The organism is Mycobacterium neumannii (genome assembly GCF_048452905.1).
In the GTDB taxonomy this organism is placed as follows: Bacteria; Actinomycetota; Actinomycetes; order Mycobacteriales; family Mycobacteriaceae; genus Mycobacterium; species Mycobacterium neumannii_B.
Map to the genome: position 1 here is coordinate 477088 of NZ_JBCGVF010000006.1, position 15993 is coordinate 493080.

Below are 15993 nucleotides of genomic sequence, written 5' to 3' on the forward strand. Positions count from 1 at the left end.
TGCCACAGGTGAGCGAAGACAGAGTTCGAGTGGAAATCGGCGGCACCGGCGTGGCCACCGTGACGATGACCCGCGCAGACAAGCACAATGCGCTCGACCACGCCACGTTCGAAGGCCTGGTCAACGCCGCTGCGCAGGTGGCCGGCAACCCTTCGATCCGCGCGGTCGTGCTCCACGGCGAGGGTAAGGGCTTCTGCTCAGGCCTCGACGTCGCGAGCTTCGCGGCCCAGCGGGGCGGCACGAACGTCCTGTTGAACCGAGACTCCGATCACCCGGCCAACTTCGCCCAGCGTGTGACCTACGACTGGTCGCTGGTGCCCGCGCCCGTCATCGCCGCGATCCAGGGCAACTGCTTCGGCGGAGGTCTTCAGATCGCGCTGGGCGCAGACATCCGAATAGCGGCTCCCGATGCGAGGTTGTCCATCATGGAAATCAAGTGGGGCCTCGTTCCCGACATGGGTATCACGCAGACACTGCCCCGGCTGATACAGATCGACGTCGCCAAGGAGTTGACGTTCACCGGTCGCATCGTCTCCGGCAGTGAAGCGTCGGAGCTCGGTTTGGTCACTCGCACCGCGGACGATCCGCTCGCCGCCGCGTTGACACTTGCCGGCGAGATCGCGCAGAGATCCCCGGACGCCGTGCGCGCCGCCAAGTGCCTCTACAACGAGACCTGGGTCAGTGATGACGCCGCGGCGGCGCTGTCGCGTGAATCCCAATTGCAGACCGAACTGCTTGGCAAGCCCAACCAGATCGCCGCTGTCAGCGCCGGGATGTCGGGCGAGCGGCCCGTCTTCACCGATCCCGAGTAGAACCACTACCTCTGCGGTGTGACGGTCACGATTCGATCTCTCGGAAATTGTTGAGTCAGTTCTCAGTCCACTCTCAGTCGATGCGGGGACCGTGTGCTGAGGCCATGTGGGCTGATCAACGATCCAGGAAGAGAACGAACGCAAATGACCAACACTCCGCGGTATTCCACGGACCAGCCCTCGAGTTCGGCTGCGGGACAGTCGTATCTGCACAACCAGGCTCACATCCCGTCACATCTCCGCTACGAGTGGCGGCACGGCGGCCAGCCTCCACTCTATGACCTGAAACATCCTGCACAGCAAGCTGATACAGCTCCCATTCCCAGGATCGGCCTGAAGAAGTCTCGCCGCGGGCTCGTCGTCGCCGGCGCTGTCGTATGCGCGGTCGTCGGCGGTGGGGTCGGTGCCGCCGTCGTGGGCATCGACGACCCTACGCACCACGCGACCGCCGCCCAGACACCCATCGGTGCTGCGCCCCTCACACCACGCCCGGCCGCCGCTGCTCCCACGGGCACCGTCGAGGAGGTGGCGGCCCGGGTGCTGCCGAGCGTCGTCCAGTTGAAGATCGACTTGGGCGGTGAGGGCCCTTCGGGTTCGGGGATCGTGTTGAGCGAGGACGGACTCATCCTCACCAACTACCACGTCGTGGCTGCCGTGGCCGACAGCGATCGCGGAGTGTTTCCCAGCTCGCGGCGTGGCGGGCCCACGGCAACCGTGGCCTTCTCCGACGGCAGAACCGCACCGTTCAGCGTTGTCGGTGCCGACCCATCGGGCGATCTTGCCGTCGTTCGCGCCGAGGGGGTTTCCGGATTGACGCCCATCACCATCGGATCCTCGGCGGATGTGAATGTCGGCGAGCAAGTCGTCGCAATCGGCTCGCCCCTCGGCTTGCAGGGAACGGTGACGACGGGCATCGTCAGCGCGCTGAACCGGCCGGTGTTCGCCGGCGGCGATGCGGGTGGAGACGTCACTGTGCTCAACGCCATCCAGACAGATGCTGCAGTGAACCCGGGCAACTCCGGCGGCGCACTGGTGAACATGCGCGGCGAGCTGATCGGCGTGAATTCCGCAATCGCAAGCATGGGCAGCGGCTCCGACGGTCCGAGCGGATCTATCGGGCTGGGCTTCGCGATCCCCTCGGATCAGGCCAAGCGTGTCGCCCACGAACTGGTCACGACAGGATCCGCCAGTCATGGTGCGCTCGGTGTAAAGCTCGGTAGGGAAGCCACCAAGGCCGGCGGCGCAGCCGTCGCCGTTGTCGACGGTGGCCCCGCATCCGCCGCTGGACTGCCGAGCGAAGCAGTGATCACCAAGGTCGACAATCAGCCGATCGACGGCCCGGAAGCGCTCGTGGCGGCGATCCGATCGCGCGCCCCCGGTGAGAGCGTTTCCGTCACCTATCTCGACGAAGCGGGGGCTGCTCAGACCACGAAGGTAACCCTGGGCGAAGCGTAGGGGCCGGCTACTGAACCGGCCGCAGAACCACCACTCCGGGAACGGTCCGGACGTAGTCGAACAGTGGGGTGTCGACGACCTTGTTGTCGCCGGGAAGCGAGGAGGCGTTGCGTAACACCGGGCCATCCGGCGTGTCGACGAAGATGCCGACGTGCGTGACGTCGAGGCCGCCGTCTCCGGAATACGCTCCGATGTAGTCGCCGGTTCGAAGTCCGCTCACCACGCCGATGTCGAACTGCGCGCTCGGTATGTAGGACACCGTTCGGGGAACGACCGGCAAGCCGGGCAGATACACGCCGCCGGAGTCTTTCTGGTTCAGGTTCTTCTGCACCTGAATCGCGTTGGTGCTCAGGCTGGTTGTGATGTCGGTCGCGACCGCCGGTGTGGCCGCCGCCCAGTCAGTGAAGAAGTGCTTGCGGTTCGCGAAGCCCACGACACCGTCCTTGTAGCGGACATCGATCAGCGCGGAGATGAACTCGTCGCGGTTACCCGCCCGCTTCAGCGCCTCGACGTAATCTGCATAGGTGAAGCAGTCGACGTTGGACAGTTCGACCACCAACTGCTCCGGCTTGCTCGCCGAACCGACGAGAGTGTGTGCGCCATAAGGGGTTCCGAGAAACTCGCGCGAGATGACCTCGGCTCGCTTCGGTGGTGCCGCGCCGTTACTGACGGCCAGCATCCGCTCGAGGGCCTGCGTGTTCTGCTCGGAGATCTGGACATCGGGCGCCGGCGCTTCCGTGGCGGCAAGGTAGTTCACGGCCAGGATCGGGTCGGCCTCGGCGTAGCCCACCGGCAGCAGCACGTCACCGGCGGTGGACAGGTAGTAGACCTCCCACCGGTAGTAGGTGTCGAAGCCGGCAGGATCGGCGGCCATGACCGCGGCATAGTCGTGGATCGCCCGCACGTAATTGTTCGAGTTGTTGTAGCGGTACAGCGCGTAGTCGCGGTCGCGCGTGAACCCGTTGGCGGACAGGTAGCGGCCAGCCGCCATGATGCTGTCGCGAGGCGAGTGAATGTCGCCGCCCGCGCCGAAAGCGGCGAACGTCGACGGCATGAACTGCATCGGTCCCTGCGCACCTGCCGTGCTCACCCCGGCGACGCGTCCGAAGGCGGTCTCGACGAGATTGATCGCCGCCAGATAGTGCCATGGCACCCCGAACTCGGATTCCGCCTCGCGGTAGTGGGTCATCAGCTGGTCCACCGGCGTGGGCGCAACGATCCGCCACGCGGGCAGCGTGTCCTTCGGCCGGCTCATCACGCCGAGTTCACGGCGCGCGTGGACGTTGTGGTCGTAGATCTTCCCCAGCTCCGGCGGAATCCGCGGGCGCACGATCGGGTCCCACTCGGGGTGTCGTCCGATGGCTCGATACGCCAACTGCTGCCGCTGCGCCGCCGCGTTCTTCAACGACTCGGTCGACGACGGATCCCGCAGCGCTCGTTCGTCGGCGACCAGGTCCTCGGCGATGCGCACCGGATCGGATGCCAATTCTCGGCGCGGTTCCTCTGCTGCGGGTGCTGGGGTCAAAGGAGCCGGCCCAGCCGTCGTCGTGGAGGACGCTTCCGGGCTGTCCGAACTCGAGCAGCCCACCGGCGCGAACAAGATCACCACGGTGCCTGCGGCGGCAATGATTTTGGCGGCGTCGAGACGGGCGTTCATTGCCGTCGGAGTCTAGCGCCGCCGAGCGCGCGCCGATCCCGTCAGCGAATTTAGGTGCTCGTCGGCTCGGGGCACAGGTACAGCCGCGCACCGGCCACGATGAAGTTCGACAGCGTTTCGTCCTTGGTCGCAATGTCCAGCTTTTCGGCCACGGCGGTCGAATCGGCACCGCGTGCGAACTGCGTACACGCGTCGCGGGCCAGAGTGGTCAGTGTCGTGCAGTCGCCCGTATAACCCACCGAGGTGATGCTGCGGCAGAGGTCGTCCTCGGGCGAAGCGGCAGCCTGGGGCGCGGCCATCAGCAGGCCGACCGCTGCGATTGAAAGCGCTCTGAGCGCACGCGTAGTCATGTCACGTCCTTCCTAGCGCCCGACTACCCGTTCTGGTTCGGGGCACGCAGGATCGGATGCATATCGAGATTACGGCGTTACCGAGGCCGGGATTGCCGCATCGCTGCGCAGGGGTGGTGACAGACTGCGAGCATGGCGTGGGACTTCAGCACCGATCCGGAATTTCAAGAGAAGCTCGACTGGGTCAAGCAGTTCTGCGAAGAGAAGGTCGAGCCACTCGACCACGTGTTCGCGCACGCGGTGCGCATACCCGATCCGGCGGTCAAGGCCTACGTCCGCGAGCTCCAGCAGGAGGTCAAGGACCAGGGCCTGTGGGCGATCTTCCTCGACAAAGACCTCGGCGGCCCAGGCTTCGGACAGCTCAAGCTCGGCCTGCTCAACGAGATCATCGGCCGCTACTCCGGCGCCCCCCACATGTTCGGCGCGTCTGCCCCAGACACCGGGAACATGGAGATGCTCGCGGCCTACGGCACCGAGGAACAAAAGGAGCGATGGCTCAAACCGCTGCTCAACCAGGACATGTTCTCCGCCTACTCGATGACCGAACCGCAAGGCGGCAGCGACCCCAACCTTTTCAAGACCCACGCGGTGCGCGACGGCGACGAATGGGTGATCAATGGCGAGAAGTGGTTCACCTCGGCAGGCCGGGTCGCCGACATTCTTTTCGTGATGTGCACCAACGGGATGTTCGTCGTCCCGCGCAAGACGCCCGGCGTGGAGATCATGCCCGAGCCGCGCAACCACAACCACATCATCTACCGCGATGTACGCGTGCCGCTCGACCATCTGCTGGGGCCGGAGAACGGCGCAAAGGTGTTGGCACAGAGGCGACTCGGCGGCGGACGAATCCACCACGCCATGCGCACTATCGCGCAGTGCACACTGGCCTTCGACATGATGTGCGAGCGCGCGCTCAGCCGCGAATCGCACGGAAAGATCATCGGCGAACACCAAATGGTGCAGGAGAAGATCGCCGAGTCCTACGCGATGATCAAGATGCTGCGCCTGTTCGTCCTCGAGACGGCGTGGAAGATCGACAACACCTCGACCCAGGAGGCTCGCACCGAGATCGCCGCGGTCAAGTTCACGATGGCCAAGGTCCTGCGCGAGGTGTCGTTCAACGCCTTGCACATCCTCGGGTCGCTGGGCACCACCGACCTCACCCCGATCCAGGCGATGTACGCCTCCGCCCCGACGATGGGCATCGCCGACGGCGTCGACGAGGTGCACAAGGCCACCGTCGCGCGCCGTGTGCTGCGCGACTATCAACCGCACGAGGGCGACTTCCCGACGGAGTTCCTGCCCTACAAGCGGGAGCAGGCGCGCCAGAAGATGCAGCCCGTGCTCGATGCCCGCCCCGAATTGGCGGCCGCCGCCGAGGCATATCAGAAATATCTGTCGGGGCGCCGCTGACGTTCACTTCGAGGGCGCTCGCCTAGGGTGAAGGCATGCGGTTCGCCATCGCCCTACTCGGAGTGATCGTCGCGTTATTCGGCTTGCTGTTCACCCTCCAAGGCTTCGGCGTGGTCGGTGGCAGCCCGATGAGCAACACCATTACGTGGTCGATCCTTGGCCCGATCATCGCTCTGGTCGGTATCGCGCTGGCCGTTCGCGGTCTTCGCCGTCGTAGGCCGTGACGTTCGTACGGGCCTGCGGAACACCGTTTCGATGAGCAGTCGCCGGCACCACAGCCGGTAAGCCTCCACGCTCCAGCCGTCGCGGTGGGTCACTCGGCGAAACGTTTCGACGCTGCCGAGCACTGCCGTACGACGACTTTTCCCGCGTACCGCCGTCTTCGTCACCAACGGCGGTTACGGAGGTGTCCAGTACGCCTTGCGGTACGGCGTGCCGATCGTCGCCACCGGCGGCAAGGAAGACAAGCCGGAGGTCGGCGCTCGCGTTCAGTGGGCTGGCGTCGGCCGGCGGATCAGAAGCGAGCGACCGACCGCACGCGCGCTACGCCGAGAGATCCTGCGGGTGATCGATGAGCCGCGATACCGACAGGCCAGTACCCGCATTGCGGCCGACATGGCCGCGTCGCCGGGCTTTGCCGAAGTGGCCGCGGTCGTCGACGGTCTGGTGGCCCGGCAGGCCCCGGACACGGGGCATGTATACCCTCCTGTCGCGCCGACTTCGTGAGGGCGACGGAGCATGCCCGGGCCAGGTGGACAGGCGATCGTTGATGTTCGCTGAAAGCGCACAAGCGGGGGCCGCCGCTCTGTAACGCTCGGGTAGGCGGAGCGATGAATTCTGTGAGGCCGGCAGCGTCGGGGGAGCCCTCAGGGTGCTCGTTTCCGTCTCAGCGACGAACCGTGTCGCACGGCGCCGAGCCGCCAACCAGGCAGAGAAGGGAGTGGAGGCACGATGGGTGCTCCGCTGAATGAATTCCGCAGGGATGTCCGGAAACGAGGTATCGCCGTCGTCGCGTCGGGAGCCGTGATCTCCCTGACCGCGCTGACCGCCGGGCTCGCGCCTGCCGTGGCGCAGCCGGATTCCGACGACGTCGTGACGACCGTCGCACCGGAACCTAGAGTCAGCGCTCCTGAGCCGGAGGTGACCGCCGAGCAGCCGACCTCGGCCCCCGAGCCGCAGGTGCCGGCGACCCAGGTCGCGCCGCAGACGCAGGCACCGCAGACCCAGGCGCCGCAGACGCAGGCACCGCAGACGCAGGCGCCGGCCGTCGAGCCGGAGCCCGCCGCCGAGCCTGAGCCGGCTCCCACCAAGCAGCCGGAGCCCGAGCCGCAAACCGTGGCCCCGCCGAAGACCAGCACCGCGGTCCAGTCCGCGGAGCCGTCGACGCCAGTCGCCGAGCCGTCGACGCCCGCCGAGCGGACCCCGGCGACGTCGGCGGCGCCGCGTACCAGCGGCGCCGCTCCGGCGACCAAGCCCGAGACCAGCGAACCGGCCGAACCCGGCGAGTCCACCGCGTCGTCTGCAGCGGTCGCACCCGCGTCGGACACCGAGACACCGACGTCGAGCGACAAGACGGTGGCGGAGACCACCGCCAACGAGGAGAGCGGTTCGGACTCCGACACCCCGACCGTGTCGATCGAGAACGCCTCTAAGGAGATCGAGACACTGGCGCCCGAGACGCTCGAAGCGCCGGCCGAAGACGTCGAACTCGCACGCAACGCGAAGCCGGTGTTCGAACCGGAGCCTGCGCCCGCCCCCGAGGAGGACGTGAACGCCTTCAAGCAGTCGGTCGACATGACGCTCGGCTTGAACGGCGCCGAGGCCAGCGCCAGTGCGAAGGTCGAACTCGAGGCCAAGCGCGACCGCGACTTCGAGTTGGTCAGCAATGTGCGTCAGTGGCAACCGGAGTGGATCGAGTACGACGAGTTCTACCGCCCGGTGCTGATGAACCCGTTCCGGGCCCCGGTGCGCATCGTCTACGTCTACGACATGCGACCGCGCATCGCCTACATCCCGCCGCTGTCGCGGCTGGTGCTCGAGGCGGCACAGTTCGCCGCCTACAGCTTCACCGCGGCCGTGCTCAGCCCTGTCGTCGCGGCGGCCAACGTCGCGCAGGCGGTGAGCAACATCGCCGTCGGCACCTTCTTCGGTGGCGGCTACTTCCCGGGCGCCGGCCTGCCGTTGCCTCCGCCTCCGCCACCCGTTCTGCGCTACGACAACGTGCCGGTGTTGGTCAACTACTCCAACGCCCGTTACGAGCCGTTCCGGGTGCGCCAGATCGTCGACGTCGGTGAGGACCGGGTGTACGGCGGGCGCAAGGTGCTGCTCGACGGCGCGACGCCGGTCTGGGGTGAATGGACGCAAACGGCAAGCGGGGAGCGCCAATTCGAGGTCCGCAAGACTCAGCAGTTCCCCGGTCTGAGCGAGCCGGCCGAGGCTCCGCTGCCCGGCGACTACCGGCTGCGGCTGGCGTCGGACGAGGCGTCGACCGGCGGTCTGACCGGCAGGGACATCTTCCTGATGGTCTCGGCGGGTGTGATCGGCACGCTCGGCTTCGGCGCCATCGGACTGGCGTTCTTCCTCGGTCGTCGGCGGCCCGAACACTGACGGGTCGCGGGCGCACCGCGAAAGTCGTCACCGCCGTTACGCCGCCGTCAACGAGGGTGCATGATGGTGCGATGCCCGAGGTTCGCGTGGGTCCGCTGCTTCGCCACGTCGGCAAAACCGACGCGACCGTATGGGTCGAGACGGACAAGCCGTGCGGGGTCGAGATCCTCGGCAGTCACGCCGACACCTTCGAGGTCGAAGGTCATCACTTCGCGATCGTCTGCGTTACCGACCTCGACCCCGACAGCGACCACCCCTACGAGGTGCATCTCGACGGGGAAAAGGCTTGGCCGCCAAACGGATATGAGTATCCGCAACCGCGGATCCGGTTGATGCCGCGGGACGGCTCGCTTCGGCTGCTGTTCGGGTCCTGCCGCGCGTCGGCCCCCCATCACCCGCCCTACACGTATCAGCACTGGTGGCACCCCAAGGGCAAGGGCATCGACGTGCTGCGCACATACGGGATGCGGATGCTGCGCCAGCCGTCGGCGCTGTGGCCCGACGCCCTGCTGATGATGGGTGACCAGCTCTACGCCGACCAGGTGAACGACACGATCAAGGATCTGGTCGCCGATCGCGAGGTACACGCCGACGGCCCGGTCGAGGTGCTCGAGGACTTCGAGGAGTACTGCATCGGCTACTGGGACGCCTGGTGCGATCCGGTCGTGCGGTGGATGCTCTCGACCATTCCGACGTCGATGATGTTCGACGACCACGAGATCAACGACAAGTGGAACACGTCGCAGGCCTGGCTCGACGAGAAGCGCCAGACCGACTGGTACCAGACGCGGATCATCGGCGGGCTGATGGCCTACTGGATCTACCAGCACCTCGGCAACATGTCGCCCGACGAACTGGCCAAGGACCAGACGTTCCAGCGCGTCATCGAGACCAGGCAGGGTTCCGAACTGGTTCGCGAGCTCGCTCAGATTGCCGAAAAAGACGACGGCGCATCACATTTCAGCATGTGTCGTGATCTCGGTCCGGCGCGGTTGATCGTCGTTGACGCCCGCACCGGCCGCCAGCTCAAACCGGGGCGGCGCCGGATCACCACCGACGAGGAATGGGACTGGATCACCGCCAACGCCGACGGGAACTACCAGCACCTGCTGTTCGCCAGCTCGCTGCCGATCCTGCTGCCCTACGGAATGCACCACATCGAAGCGTGGTCGGAGGCCGTCGGCGACGGCGCCTGGGGACGGTGGCTCACTGGTTTGGGGGAGAAGGTCCGGATCACGGCCAATCTCGACCACTGGGCCTGTTTTCAGGAGAGCTTCCGGCGCTTCGAGGACCTGGTCATCGACGTGGCGAGCGGACGGCGAGGTCCCGCGCCCGATTCAGTGGTGCTGTTCGGCGGCGATGTGCACCACTGCTGGGTGTCCGAGGTCGAGGTACCCGACGAGGCGACCAGGCTGGGCACCAAGGTCTGGCAGGTGGTGTGTTCGGGACTGCGCAAGGAGCCGTCGGCGGTCGAACGAGTCATCCTGCGGCTCGGCCACACGGGGTTCGTCGAGACCGTCGGTAACGCGCTGGTGAAAACCACGAAAGTGCCCAAGCCGCGGCTCCGTTGGCGCCCCGTCTCCGAGCCGCATTTCCGCAACCAGGTCGGGACGCTGGAGATCGCGGGCGGCGAGATGGGCGTACGGATCGAGAAGGTCACTGGCCGCTGGCGCAAGCCGCACCTGACCACCGTCATCGAGCACAAACTACTCTGAAATCGCTTCAGCCGGCGCCTTTGCCGTTGTCGACACGGTAGACCGCACCGTGGATCGCCGCGGCGTCATCGCTGGCCAAAAATGCGATCGTCTTGGCGACGTCAACGGTGTCCATGAACCCGCGCGGCGACGCGATGCGCATGATGAGGTCCCAGTCGGCGTTGTCGGGTGCGGAGAACTCGGTGGTCTGCGCGGTCGGCATGCCGCCAGGGCAGACCGCGTTCACCCGGACCTTCTCCTTGGTGTACTCGACGGCCAGCGCCCGGGTCAGCCCGACGAGACCGTGCTTGGCCGCGCAGTATCCGGCCGAATACACCTCGCCTTCCACACCCGCGATCGACGAGACGTTGACGATGTTGCCGCCGCTCTCCAGGAGATGCGGCAGCGCGGCACGACAAAGGTAGAACGGCCCGTGCAGGTTCACCGCCAGGTCGCGTTCCCACTCGTCGTCGGTCACCGCGGTGGTGTGGCGCATCTGATGAAAGCCCGCCACATTCACGAGTACGTCGAGTCGCCCGAATTCCTCCACGCACCGCGCGACGGCTTCACCGCACGCCGCCGATGACGTCACGTCCACCGACGCGAAGCGGCCGCCAGGCACGGCCTCGAACACCGACGCCATCCGTTCGGCGTCGCGCGCGATCCCGAAGACGGTGGCACCGCGTCGCGCGAACAGTTGCGCGACCGCCGCGCCCAATCCCGCCGAAGCGCCCGTCACCAGTGCGACCTTGTCGCTGAGTTGAGTCATGGTTGAAGACTTTCTCACGGACAAGCGTGCGAGCCGGCGACCGGAGTCACCCAACAGACGAATCTGGTTCCTAGGGTCGAGATTGCATCCAGGGTTGTTCAGCCGATCACAGCCCTGAATGCATTCTCGCCGCTAGGAAGCTGACAACCCTACTGGGCCGAAGCCCGGGGACGCTCCGGGGGTACGGCGGCCAACAGCGCGCGGGTGTAGTCGTCGCGGGGTGAGGTGAACAAATCGGCGGCCGGCCGGTACTCCACCGCCGCACCTTCGCGCATCACCAGCACGTCATGGCTGACCTGCTGGACGATCGCGAGGTCGTGCGCGATGAACAGGTAGGTCAGCCCCAGGTCGCGTTGCAGACCGGCCAGCAGATCGAGCACCTTCGCCTGTACCGAAACATCCAGCGCCGCAGTCGCTTCGTCGAGGATCAGCAACTCGGGTTCACCGGCCAGCGCGCGGGCGATGCTCACCCGCTGGCGCTCGCCGCCCGACAGCTCGTGCGGGTAGCGCGACGCGAACGACGTCGGCAGACCGACGAGGTCGAGCAGTTCATCGACCCGGGCGGCGCGGGCGCGCCGACCCTTCGCGAGCCGGTGCACGATCAGCGGCTCGGCGATCGCGGTGCTAACGCGGGCGCGCGGGTTCACCGACGAGAACGGGTCCTGGAACACGAGGCCGATCCGCCGGCGCAACGCCTTCTCCGCCTTCCCCCGCACCCCGAACACGTCGGCGTCACCGAGCTTCGCGGTGCCAGCGTCTGGCCGCAGCAGACCGGTGAGCGCGGACGCCACGGTCGACTTGCCCGAGCCCGACTCGCCGACGAGGCCCAGCGTGGTGCCCCGACGGATCTGAAATGACAGGTCTTTGACGGCGTGCACGATCGACTTGCCGACCGGTGTGCTGACTTCGAACCGCACGTCGAGACCCTCGAGGTTCAGCAGTACCGGTGCATCCGGCGCCGGGGGTGGACCCGGGCGCCCGACGAGCGGTCGCGCTTCGAGCAATTCTTGGGTGTACTCGTGGCGAGGCCGGTCGAAAACGTCCATGACCGAGGCTTGTTCGACCGCTTCGCCGCCGCGCAGCACCGTCACGTCCTCGGCAACCTGGCCGATCACGCCGAGGTCATGGCTGATCCACACCACCGCGGTGCCGAAGTCGCGTTGCAGTTCAGCGACCAGTTCGACGATCTGCGCCTGAGTGGTGACATCGAGGGCGGTGGTCGGTTCGTCGGCGATCAGCAGAGCCGGGTCACATGCCATCGCTATCGCGATCATCACGCGCTGCTTCTGCCCACCGGACAGCTGGTGCGGAAAGGCGCGCAGCCGCGATTGCGGGTCAGGAAGCCCGACCGCCTCGAGCAACTCGAGCGCCCGGACGCGCGCCTGCTGTCGGGTCATCCGCCGGTGCGCCTCAAGTGATTCGGTGATCTGCCGTTCCAGCGTCAACAGCGGGTTCAGCGACGTACCCGGGTCCTGGAACACGAAGCCGATCTGGCCGCCGTGCACGCTGCGTAACACTCGGTTCGAGGCGCCGACGAGCTCGGTACGGCTGGCTTCGATTGTCAGCGTGCTGGTTCCGGAGACCCGCGCACCCGGCGCGTCGAGCAGGCCCGTCGCGGCGAGGACGGTCATCGACTTGCCCGAACCGGACTCGCCCACGATGCCGAGGGTCTGTTCCCGGTGCACGTCGAACGACACTCCGCGCACGATCTCCCGGTTGCCGATGCTCACCCGCAGGTCTCCCACGCTCAACACCGGATCGCTCACTGCTGCGTCCCTTTCCGGCGGGTTTCGGCGAGCGTGCGCTGCCGGGGATCGAGGACGTCGCGCAGACCGTCACCGAGCAGATTGAACGCGAGCACCGTGACGAAGATGGCGGCACCGGGGAACACCGCCATCCACCACGCCATCGTCACGAAGCCCTGCGAATCGAAGATCATCCGCCCCAGCGACGGCTGCGGCGGCTGAATGCCCAGCCCCAAAAACGACAATGCGGCCTCGGACAGGATGGCGAAGGCCAGCGACAGCGACGTTTGCACCACCAGCGGTCCGGCAATGTTGGGCAGGATGTGACGGCCCAGGATGTAGAGGTGTCCGGTGCCCATGCTGCGCGACACCGACACGAACGGTTCGACGCGGACGCTCATGGTGCTGGCGCGGGCCACTCTGGCGAAGATCGGTGTGTACACGATGCCGATCGCCAGGATCGTCGTCGTGACACCGGGTCCGAGGATTGCGACCACGGCGAGCGCGAGCAGCAGCACCGGAAACGCGAACATCACGTCGACCACGCGCATGAACACGGTGTCGAGCCATCCGCCGCGATAGCCCGACACCACACCGACCGTCACGCCCACCACCACCGCGAACGCCACGCTGACCACCGCCACCCGCATCGACGCCTGCGTGGCCACGAGCACCCGCGACAACACGTCGCGGCCCAGTTCGTCGGTGCCGAACCAGTGCGCCCCGCTGGGCGGTTGCAGCGCGTTCGGGACGTCGACGTCGTTGATGCCGTACGGCGCAATCCAGTTGGCGGTGACGGCGACGAACGCGATCAGCACGAGCAGGGCCGCGCTGACCACCGTGACGGGGTTCCCCATGAGCAGCCGCAGCGACGACACCCTGCTGCTCGACTCGGCGGGAGCTGTCATGACAACCGGATCCTCGGGTCGACGACGGCGTAGAGCACGTCCACGATCAGGTTGATCAACAGGAACAGCGCCGCGATCAACAGCACCGTGCCCTGGATGACCGCGTAGTCACGCCCTGCCACTGCGTTGTAGACGAGCCGGCCCAGCCCCGGCCAGGCGAACACCACCTCCACGACGATCACCCCGGACATGATCGTGGCCAGCTGGATACCGGTGATGGTCAGGATGGGAATCAGAGCGTTGCGCACGGTGTGGCGCAGCGTGACCACCCGCGGCGCAAGCCCTTTCGAGCGCGCGGTTCGCACGTAACCCATCGCGGCGACCTCGAGCACCGCAGAGCGCACATAGCGCGTCAGGATCGCGCCCGCCACCAGTCCGACGGTGAGCGCGGGCAGGATCAGATGGCGCAACCAGCCCACGGGGTCGTCGAACAGTGGCCGGTAGCCCGAGGTGGGCAGCCAGTGCAGCGTCGAGGCGAACAGCGCGATGAGCAGTATGCCCATCCAGAAGTCGGGGATCGACACCCCGAACTGGCTGCCCACCCGCACGAGCGCGTCGCTGACCCGGCCCTCGTGCAGCGCCGACCAGATTCCGGCCGGGATGGCGATCAGCAAAGCGATGACGATTCCGACCGCCGCCAGTGACACTGTGGCTGGCAGTCTTTCGAGCAGGATCACCGTCACCGGGTCGCCGTTGCGAAAGCTCACCCCGAGATTGCCGGTCAACGCGTTCCCGATGTAGGACAGGAACTGTTCGACGAGCGGTTTGTCGAGGCCGCTCGCGGACCGCAACGCCTCGTAAGCCTGCGGTGTGTAGCGGGTTCCCAGCGCGATGCGCACCGGATCGCCGGGCACCAGGTGCACCAGCGCGAAGCTGACGACCAGCACGCCGAGCAGCACCACCGCCGAGTACGCCAACCGGCGCGCCAGAAACCGCGTGATCGGGTGAGTGAGCAAGCCGGTCATCAGGTTTCGCTCCCGTTCAGGCTCGCCGTGCGGAAGCGCACGGCACCGTCACGGCGGGCTTCGTAACCGGACAGATTGGTCACCCACGCCTGGATCACCGACGGGTTGTACAGGTAGATGTAGCTCACCTCGTCGGCGATGATCGTCGCGGCGCGCTGATAGAGCTCGAAGCGCGCTTGGCGGTCCGTCTCGACGCGGCCCGCGTCGAGCAGGCGGTCGACCTCGGGATTGGAGTACTTCTGGGCGTTGCTCGTTCCGTTCGTATGGTGCTGGGCGAAGTAGAAGTCGTCCGGGTCGATGTTGCCGAGCCAGCCCATCATCAGCATGTCGAAGTTGCCGTTGTTCTGCTCGTCGAGCCAGGTGGCGAAGTCGACGGTGCGGATGCTGACCGTGATGCCAAGCGGGGCAAGGTTATCCGCGATGACCTGCGCCGCGGTCACTGTTTCGGGATACTCGCTGGTGACCAGCATGTCGAGATCGACGTCACCGACGCCCGCCTCGTCGAGCAGCCGCCGGGCGGTCTCCGTGTCGTAGCGGTAGCGGTCGTATGCGGTGTACCAGGGGTTGCCCTCGGGGATGGCGAGCTGGTTGGCGGCCGCGGTGCCGTAGCTGGTGGCCTGCACGATCGCGGCGCGGTCTATGCCGTAGGCGACGGCCTGGCGTGCCCGCACGTCGTCCCACGGTTTATGCGCCTCGTTGAGCGCGAGATACCAGTAGTCGTTGCTGGCGGCCACCTGCAGATGCAGCGAGTCGTCGTCACGAAGCTGCTCCACCCGCTGCGTCGGGACGGAGTCGGTCCAGTCGACCTCACCGGCCTGCAGCGCCGACAGCGCGGTCGACGGTTCGGAGATGAACCGGAACGTCACACCGCCCACCTTCGGAATGCCACCCCAGTACGCCTTGTTCGCCGTCAAGATGATGGAGTCGCCGCTCTTTTGCGACTGGAACGCGAACGGTCCGGTACCCACCGGGTAAGTGGCGATCTGACCGCTTTCGACGTTGCGACGCTGCACGATCGCCATGCCCTTGAATCCGCCGATGTTGGTCAACAGGTTGGGCGTCGGATGTTTGACCCGGAGCACCACGGTCATCGGGTCGACGGCCCGCACGTCGGTCACGGCGCTGAACTTGTCGACGTTGGCCAACTGCTCGTCGATGATGCGCCGGTACGAGAACACGACGTCGTCGGCAGTGAACGGGCTGCCATCGTGAAACGTCACGCCCGGCCGCAGATGGAAGGTCCACGACAACTCGTCGGGGCTGACCTCCCACGACTCGGCGAGTGCGGGCCGCATCTCGAGGTTGGAGTCCGGTTCGACGAGCGTGTCGAAGACGTTCTCGAGCACCTCGAAGGAAAAGTACGCGCTGGTCTTGTGCGGGTCGAGCTGGTCGGGTTCGCCGGCGATGGCGGCGACGAGGTTGTTCGAGGACTCCCCGAGATCCACACCTTGGCCGGTGGAGCACCCGGCCAGCACCGTCACGGCGGCGACGGCGGTGACGACCACGGTGGCGAGTACTTCCACCAGTCGTTTCATGCCTTCACCCCGCCGGTTGTGTGCATCGTTTCTACCCCTCGCCAGGGAGCAGCGAAACCCGGAGCCGGGGAAAGCCGTGACGA

At 66.6% G+C, this 15993-nt stretch carries 14 protein-coding genes and 1 pseudogene; 7 read left to right on the forward strand and 8 right to left on the reverse strand.

Annotated elements, in window-relative coordinates; all coding sequences use genetic code 11:
- The first annotated feature begins 8 nt into the window (after positions 1–8).
- Together AAHH99_RS19975 and AAHH99_RS19980 are read left to right on the forward strand one after the other, a co-directional pair.
- On the forward strand, positions 9–812 hold the full coding sequence (locus tag AAHH99_RS19975; protein ID WP_418770218.1) for a crotonase/enoyl-CoA hydratase family protein: 804 nt from the start codon (positions 9–11) through the stop codon (positions 810–812).
- Between the two features lie 144 nt (positions 813–956).
- Complete coding sequence (locus AAHH99_RS19980; protein ID WP_418770219.1) at positions 957–2267, forward strand: S1C family serine protease; 1311 nt, start codon at positions 957–959, stop codon at positions 2265–2267.
- Positions 2268–2274: 7 nt separating this feature from the next.
- Here AAHH99_RS19980 and AAHH99_RS19985 read toward each other — a convergent pair whose 3' ends face one another.
- The 3 genes and pseudogenes from AAHH99_RS19985 to AAHH99_RS19995 all read right to left on the reverse strand — a co-directional run bounded on the left by AAHH99_RS19985 (position 2275) and on the right by AAHH99_RS19995 (position 4274).
- Complete coding sequence (locus tag AAHH99_RS19985; protein ID WP_418770296.1) at positions 2275–2946, reverse strand: DUF1460 domain-containing protein; 672 nt, start codon at positions 2944–2946, stop codon at positions 2275–2277.
- A 60-nt stretch (positions 2947–3006) separates the two neighbouring features.
- A pseudogene (locus AAHH99_RS19990) lies at positions 3007–3924 on the reverse strand (lytic murein transglycosylase); the annotation flags it as partial.
- A 50-nt stretch (positions 3925–3974) separates the two neighbouring features.
- Positions 3975–4274 (reverse strand): DUF732 domain-containing protein, encoded by a 300-nt coding sequence (locus AAHH99_RS19995; protein WP_418770220.1) that lies wholly within the window; start codon positions 4272–4274, stop codon positions 3975–3977.
- A 132-nt stretch (positions 4275–4406) separates the two neighbouring features.
- Here AAHH99_RS19995 and AAHH99_RS20000 point away from each other — a divergent pair, with 132 nt between their 5' ends.
- The 5 genes from AAHH99_RS20000 to AAHH99_RS20020 all read left to right on the forward strand — a co-directional run bounded on the left by AAHH99_RS20000 (position 4407) and on the right by AAHH99_RS20020 (position 10009).
- Positions 4407–5687, forward strand: a complete 1281-nt coding sequence (locus tag AAHH99_RS20000; RefSeq protein ID WP_418770221.1) for an acyl-CoA dehydrogenase family protein — start codon at positions 4407–4409, stop codon at positions 5685–5687.
- A gap of 35 nt (positions 5688–5722) precedes the next feature.
- Complete coding sequence (locus AAHH99_RS20005; RefSeq protein ID WP_418770222.1) at positions 5723–5911, forward strand: hypothetical protein; 189 nt, start codon at positions 5723–5725, stop codon at positions 5909–5911.
- 112 nt (positions 5912–6023) lie between these two features.
- The gene (locus AAHH99_RS20010; RefSeq protein ID WP_418770297.1) at positions 6024–6413 is read left to right on the forward strand and encodes a glycosyltransferase; all 390 of its coding nucleotides are present in this window, start codon (positions 6024–6026) and stop codon (positions 6411–6413) included.
- A gap of 225 nt (positions 6414–6638) precedes the next feature.
- Positions 6639–8294 carry a hypothetical protein gene (locus tag AAHH99_RS20015; protein WP_418770223.1) on the forward strand — a complete coding sequence of 552 codons (1656 nt, stop codon included), beginning with the start codon at positions 6639–6641 and terminating at the stop codon, positions 8292–8294.
- Positions 8295–8365: 71 nt separating this feature from the next.
- Positions 8366–10009 (forward strand): alkaline phosphatase D family protein, encoded by a 1644-nt coding sequence (locus tag AAHH99_RS20020; RefSeq protein WP_126315843.1) that lies wholly within the window; start codon positions 8366–8368, stop codon positions 10007–10009.
- A 7-nt stretch (positions 10010–10016) separates the two neighbouring features.
- Here the strand turns inward: AAHH99_RS20020 and AAHH99_RS20025 are convergent, their stop codons facing one another.
- From AAHH99_RS20025 to AAHH99_RS20045, 5 genes are all read right to left on the reverse strand, one after another.
- Complete coding sequence (locus AAHH99_RS20025; protein ID WP_418770224.1) at positions 10017–10757, reverse strand: SDR family NAD(P)-dependent oxidoreductase; 741 nt, start codon at positions 10755–10757, stop codon at positions 10017–10019.
- Between the two features lie 149 nt (positions 10758–10906).
- Positions 10907–12523, reverse strand: a complete 1617-nt coding sequence (locus tag AAHH99_RS20030; RefSeq protein ID WP_418770225.1) for a dipeptide ABC transporter ATP-binding protein — start codon at positions 12521–12523, stop codon at positions 10907–10909.
- Positions 12520–13410 (reverse strand): ABC transporter permease, encoded by an 891-nt coding sequence (locus AAHH99_RS20035; RefSeq protein WP_418770226.1) that lies wholly within the window; start codon positions 13408–13410, stop codon positions 12520–12522. Before AAHH99_RS20035 ends, AAHH99_RS20030 begins: the two co-directional genes overlap by 4 nt.
- Positions 13407–14375 (reverse strand): ABC transporter permease, encoded by a 969-nt coding sequence (locus AAHH99_RS20040; protein ID WP_064394108.1) that lies wholly within the window; start codon positions 14373–14375, stop codon positions 13407–13409. Before AAHH99_RS20040 ends, AAHH99_RS20035 begins: the two co-directional genes overlap by 4 nt.
- On the reverse strand, positions 14375–15910 hold the full coding sequence (locus AAHH99_RS20045) for an ABC transporter substrate-binding protein (protein ID WP_418770227.1): 1536 nt from the start codon (positions 15908–15910) through the stop codon (positions 14375–14377). Before AAHH99_RS20045 ends, AAHH99_RS20040 begins: the two co-directional genes overlap by 1 nt.
- Between the last annotated feature and the right edge of the window lie 83 nt (positions 15911–15993).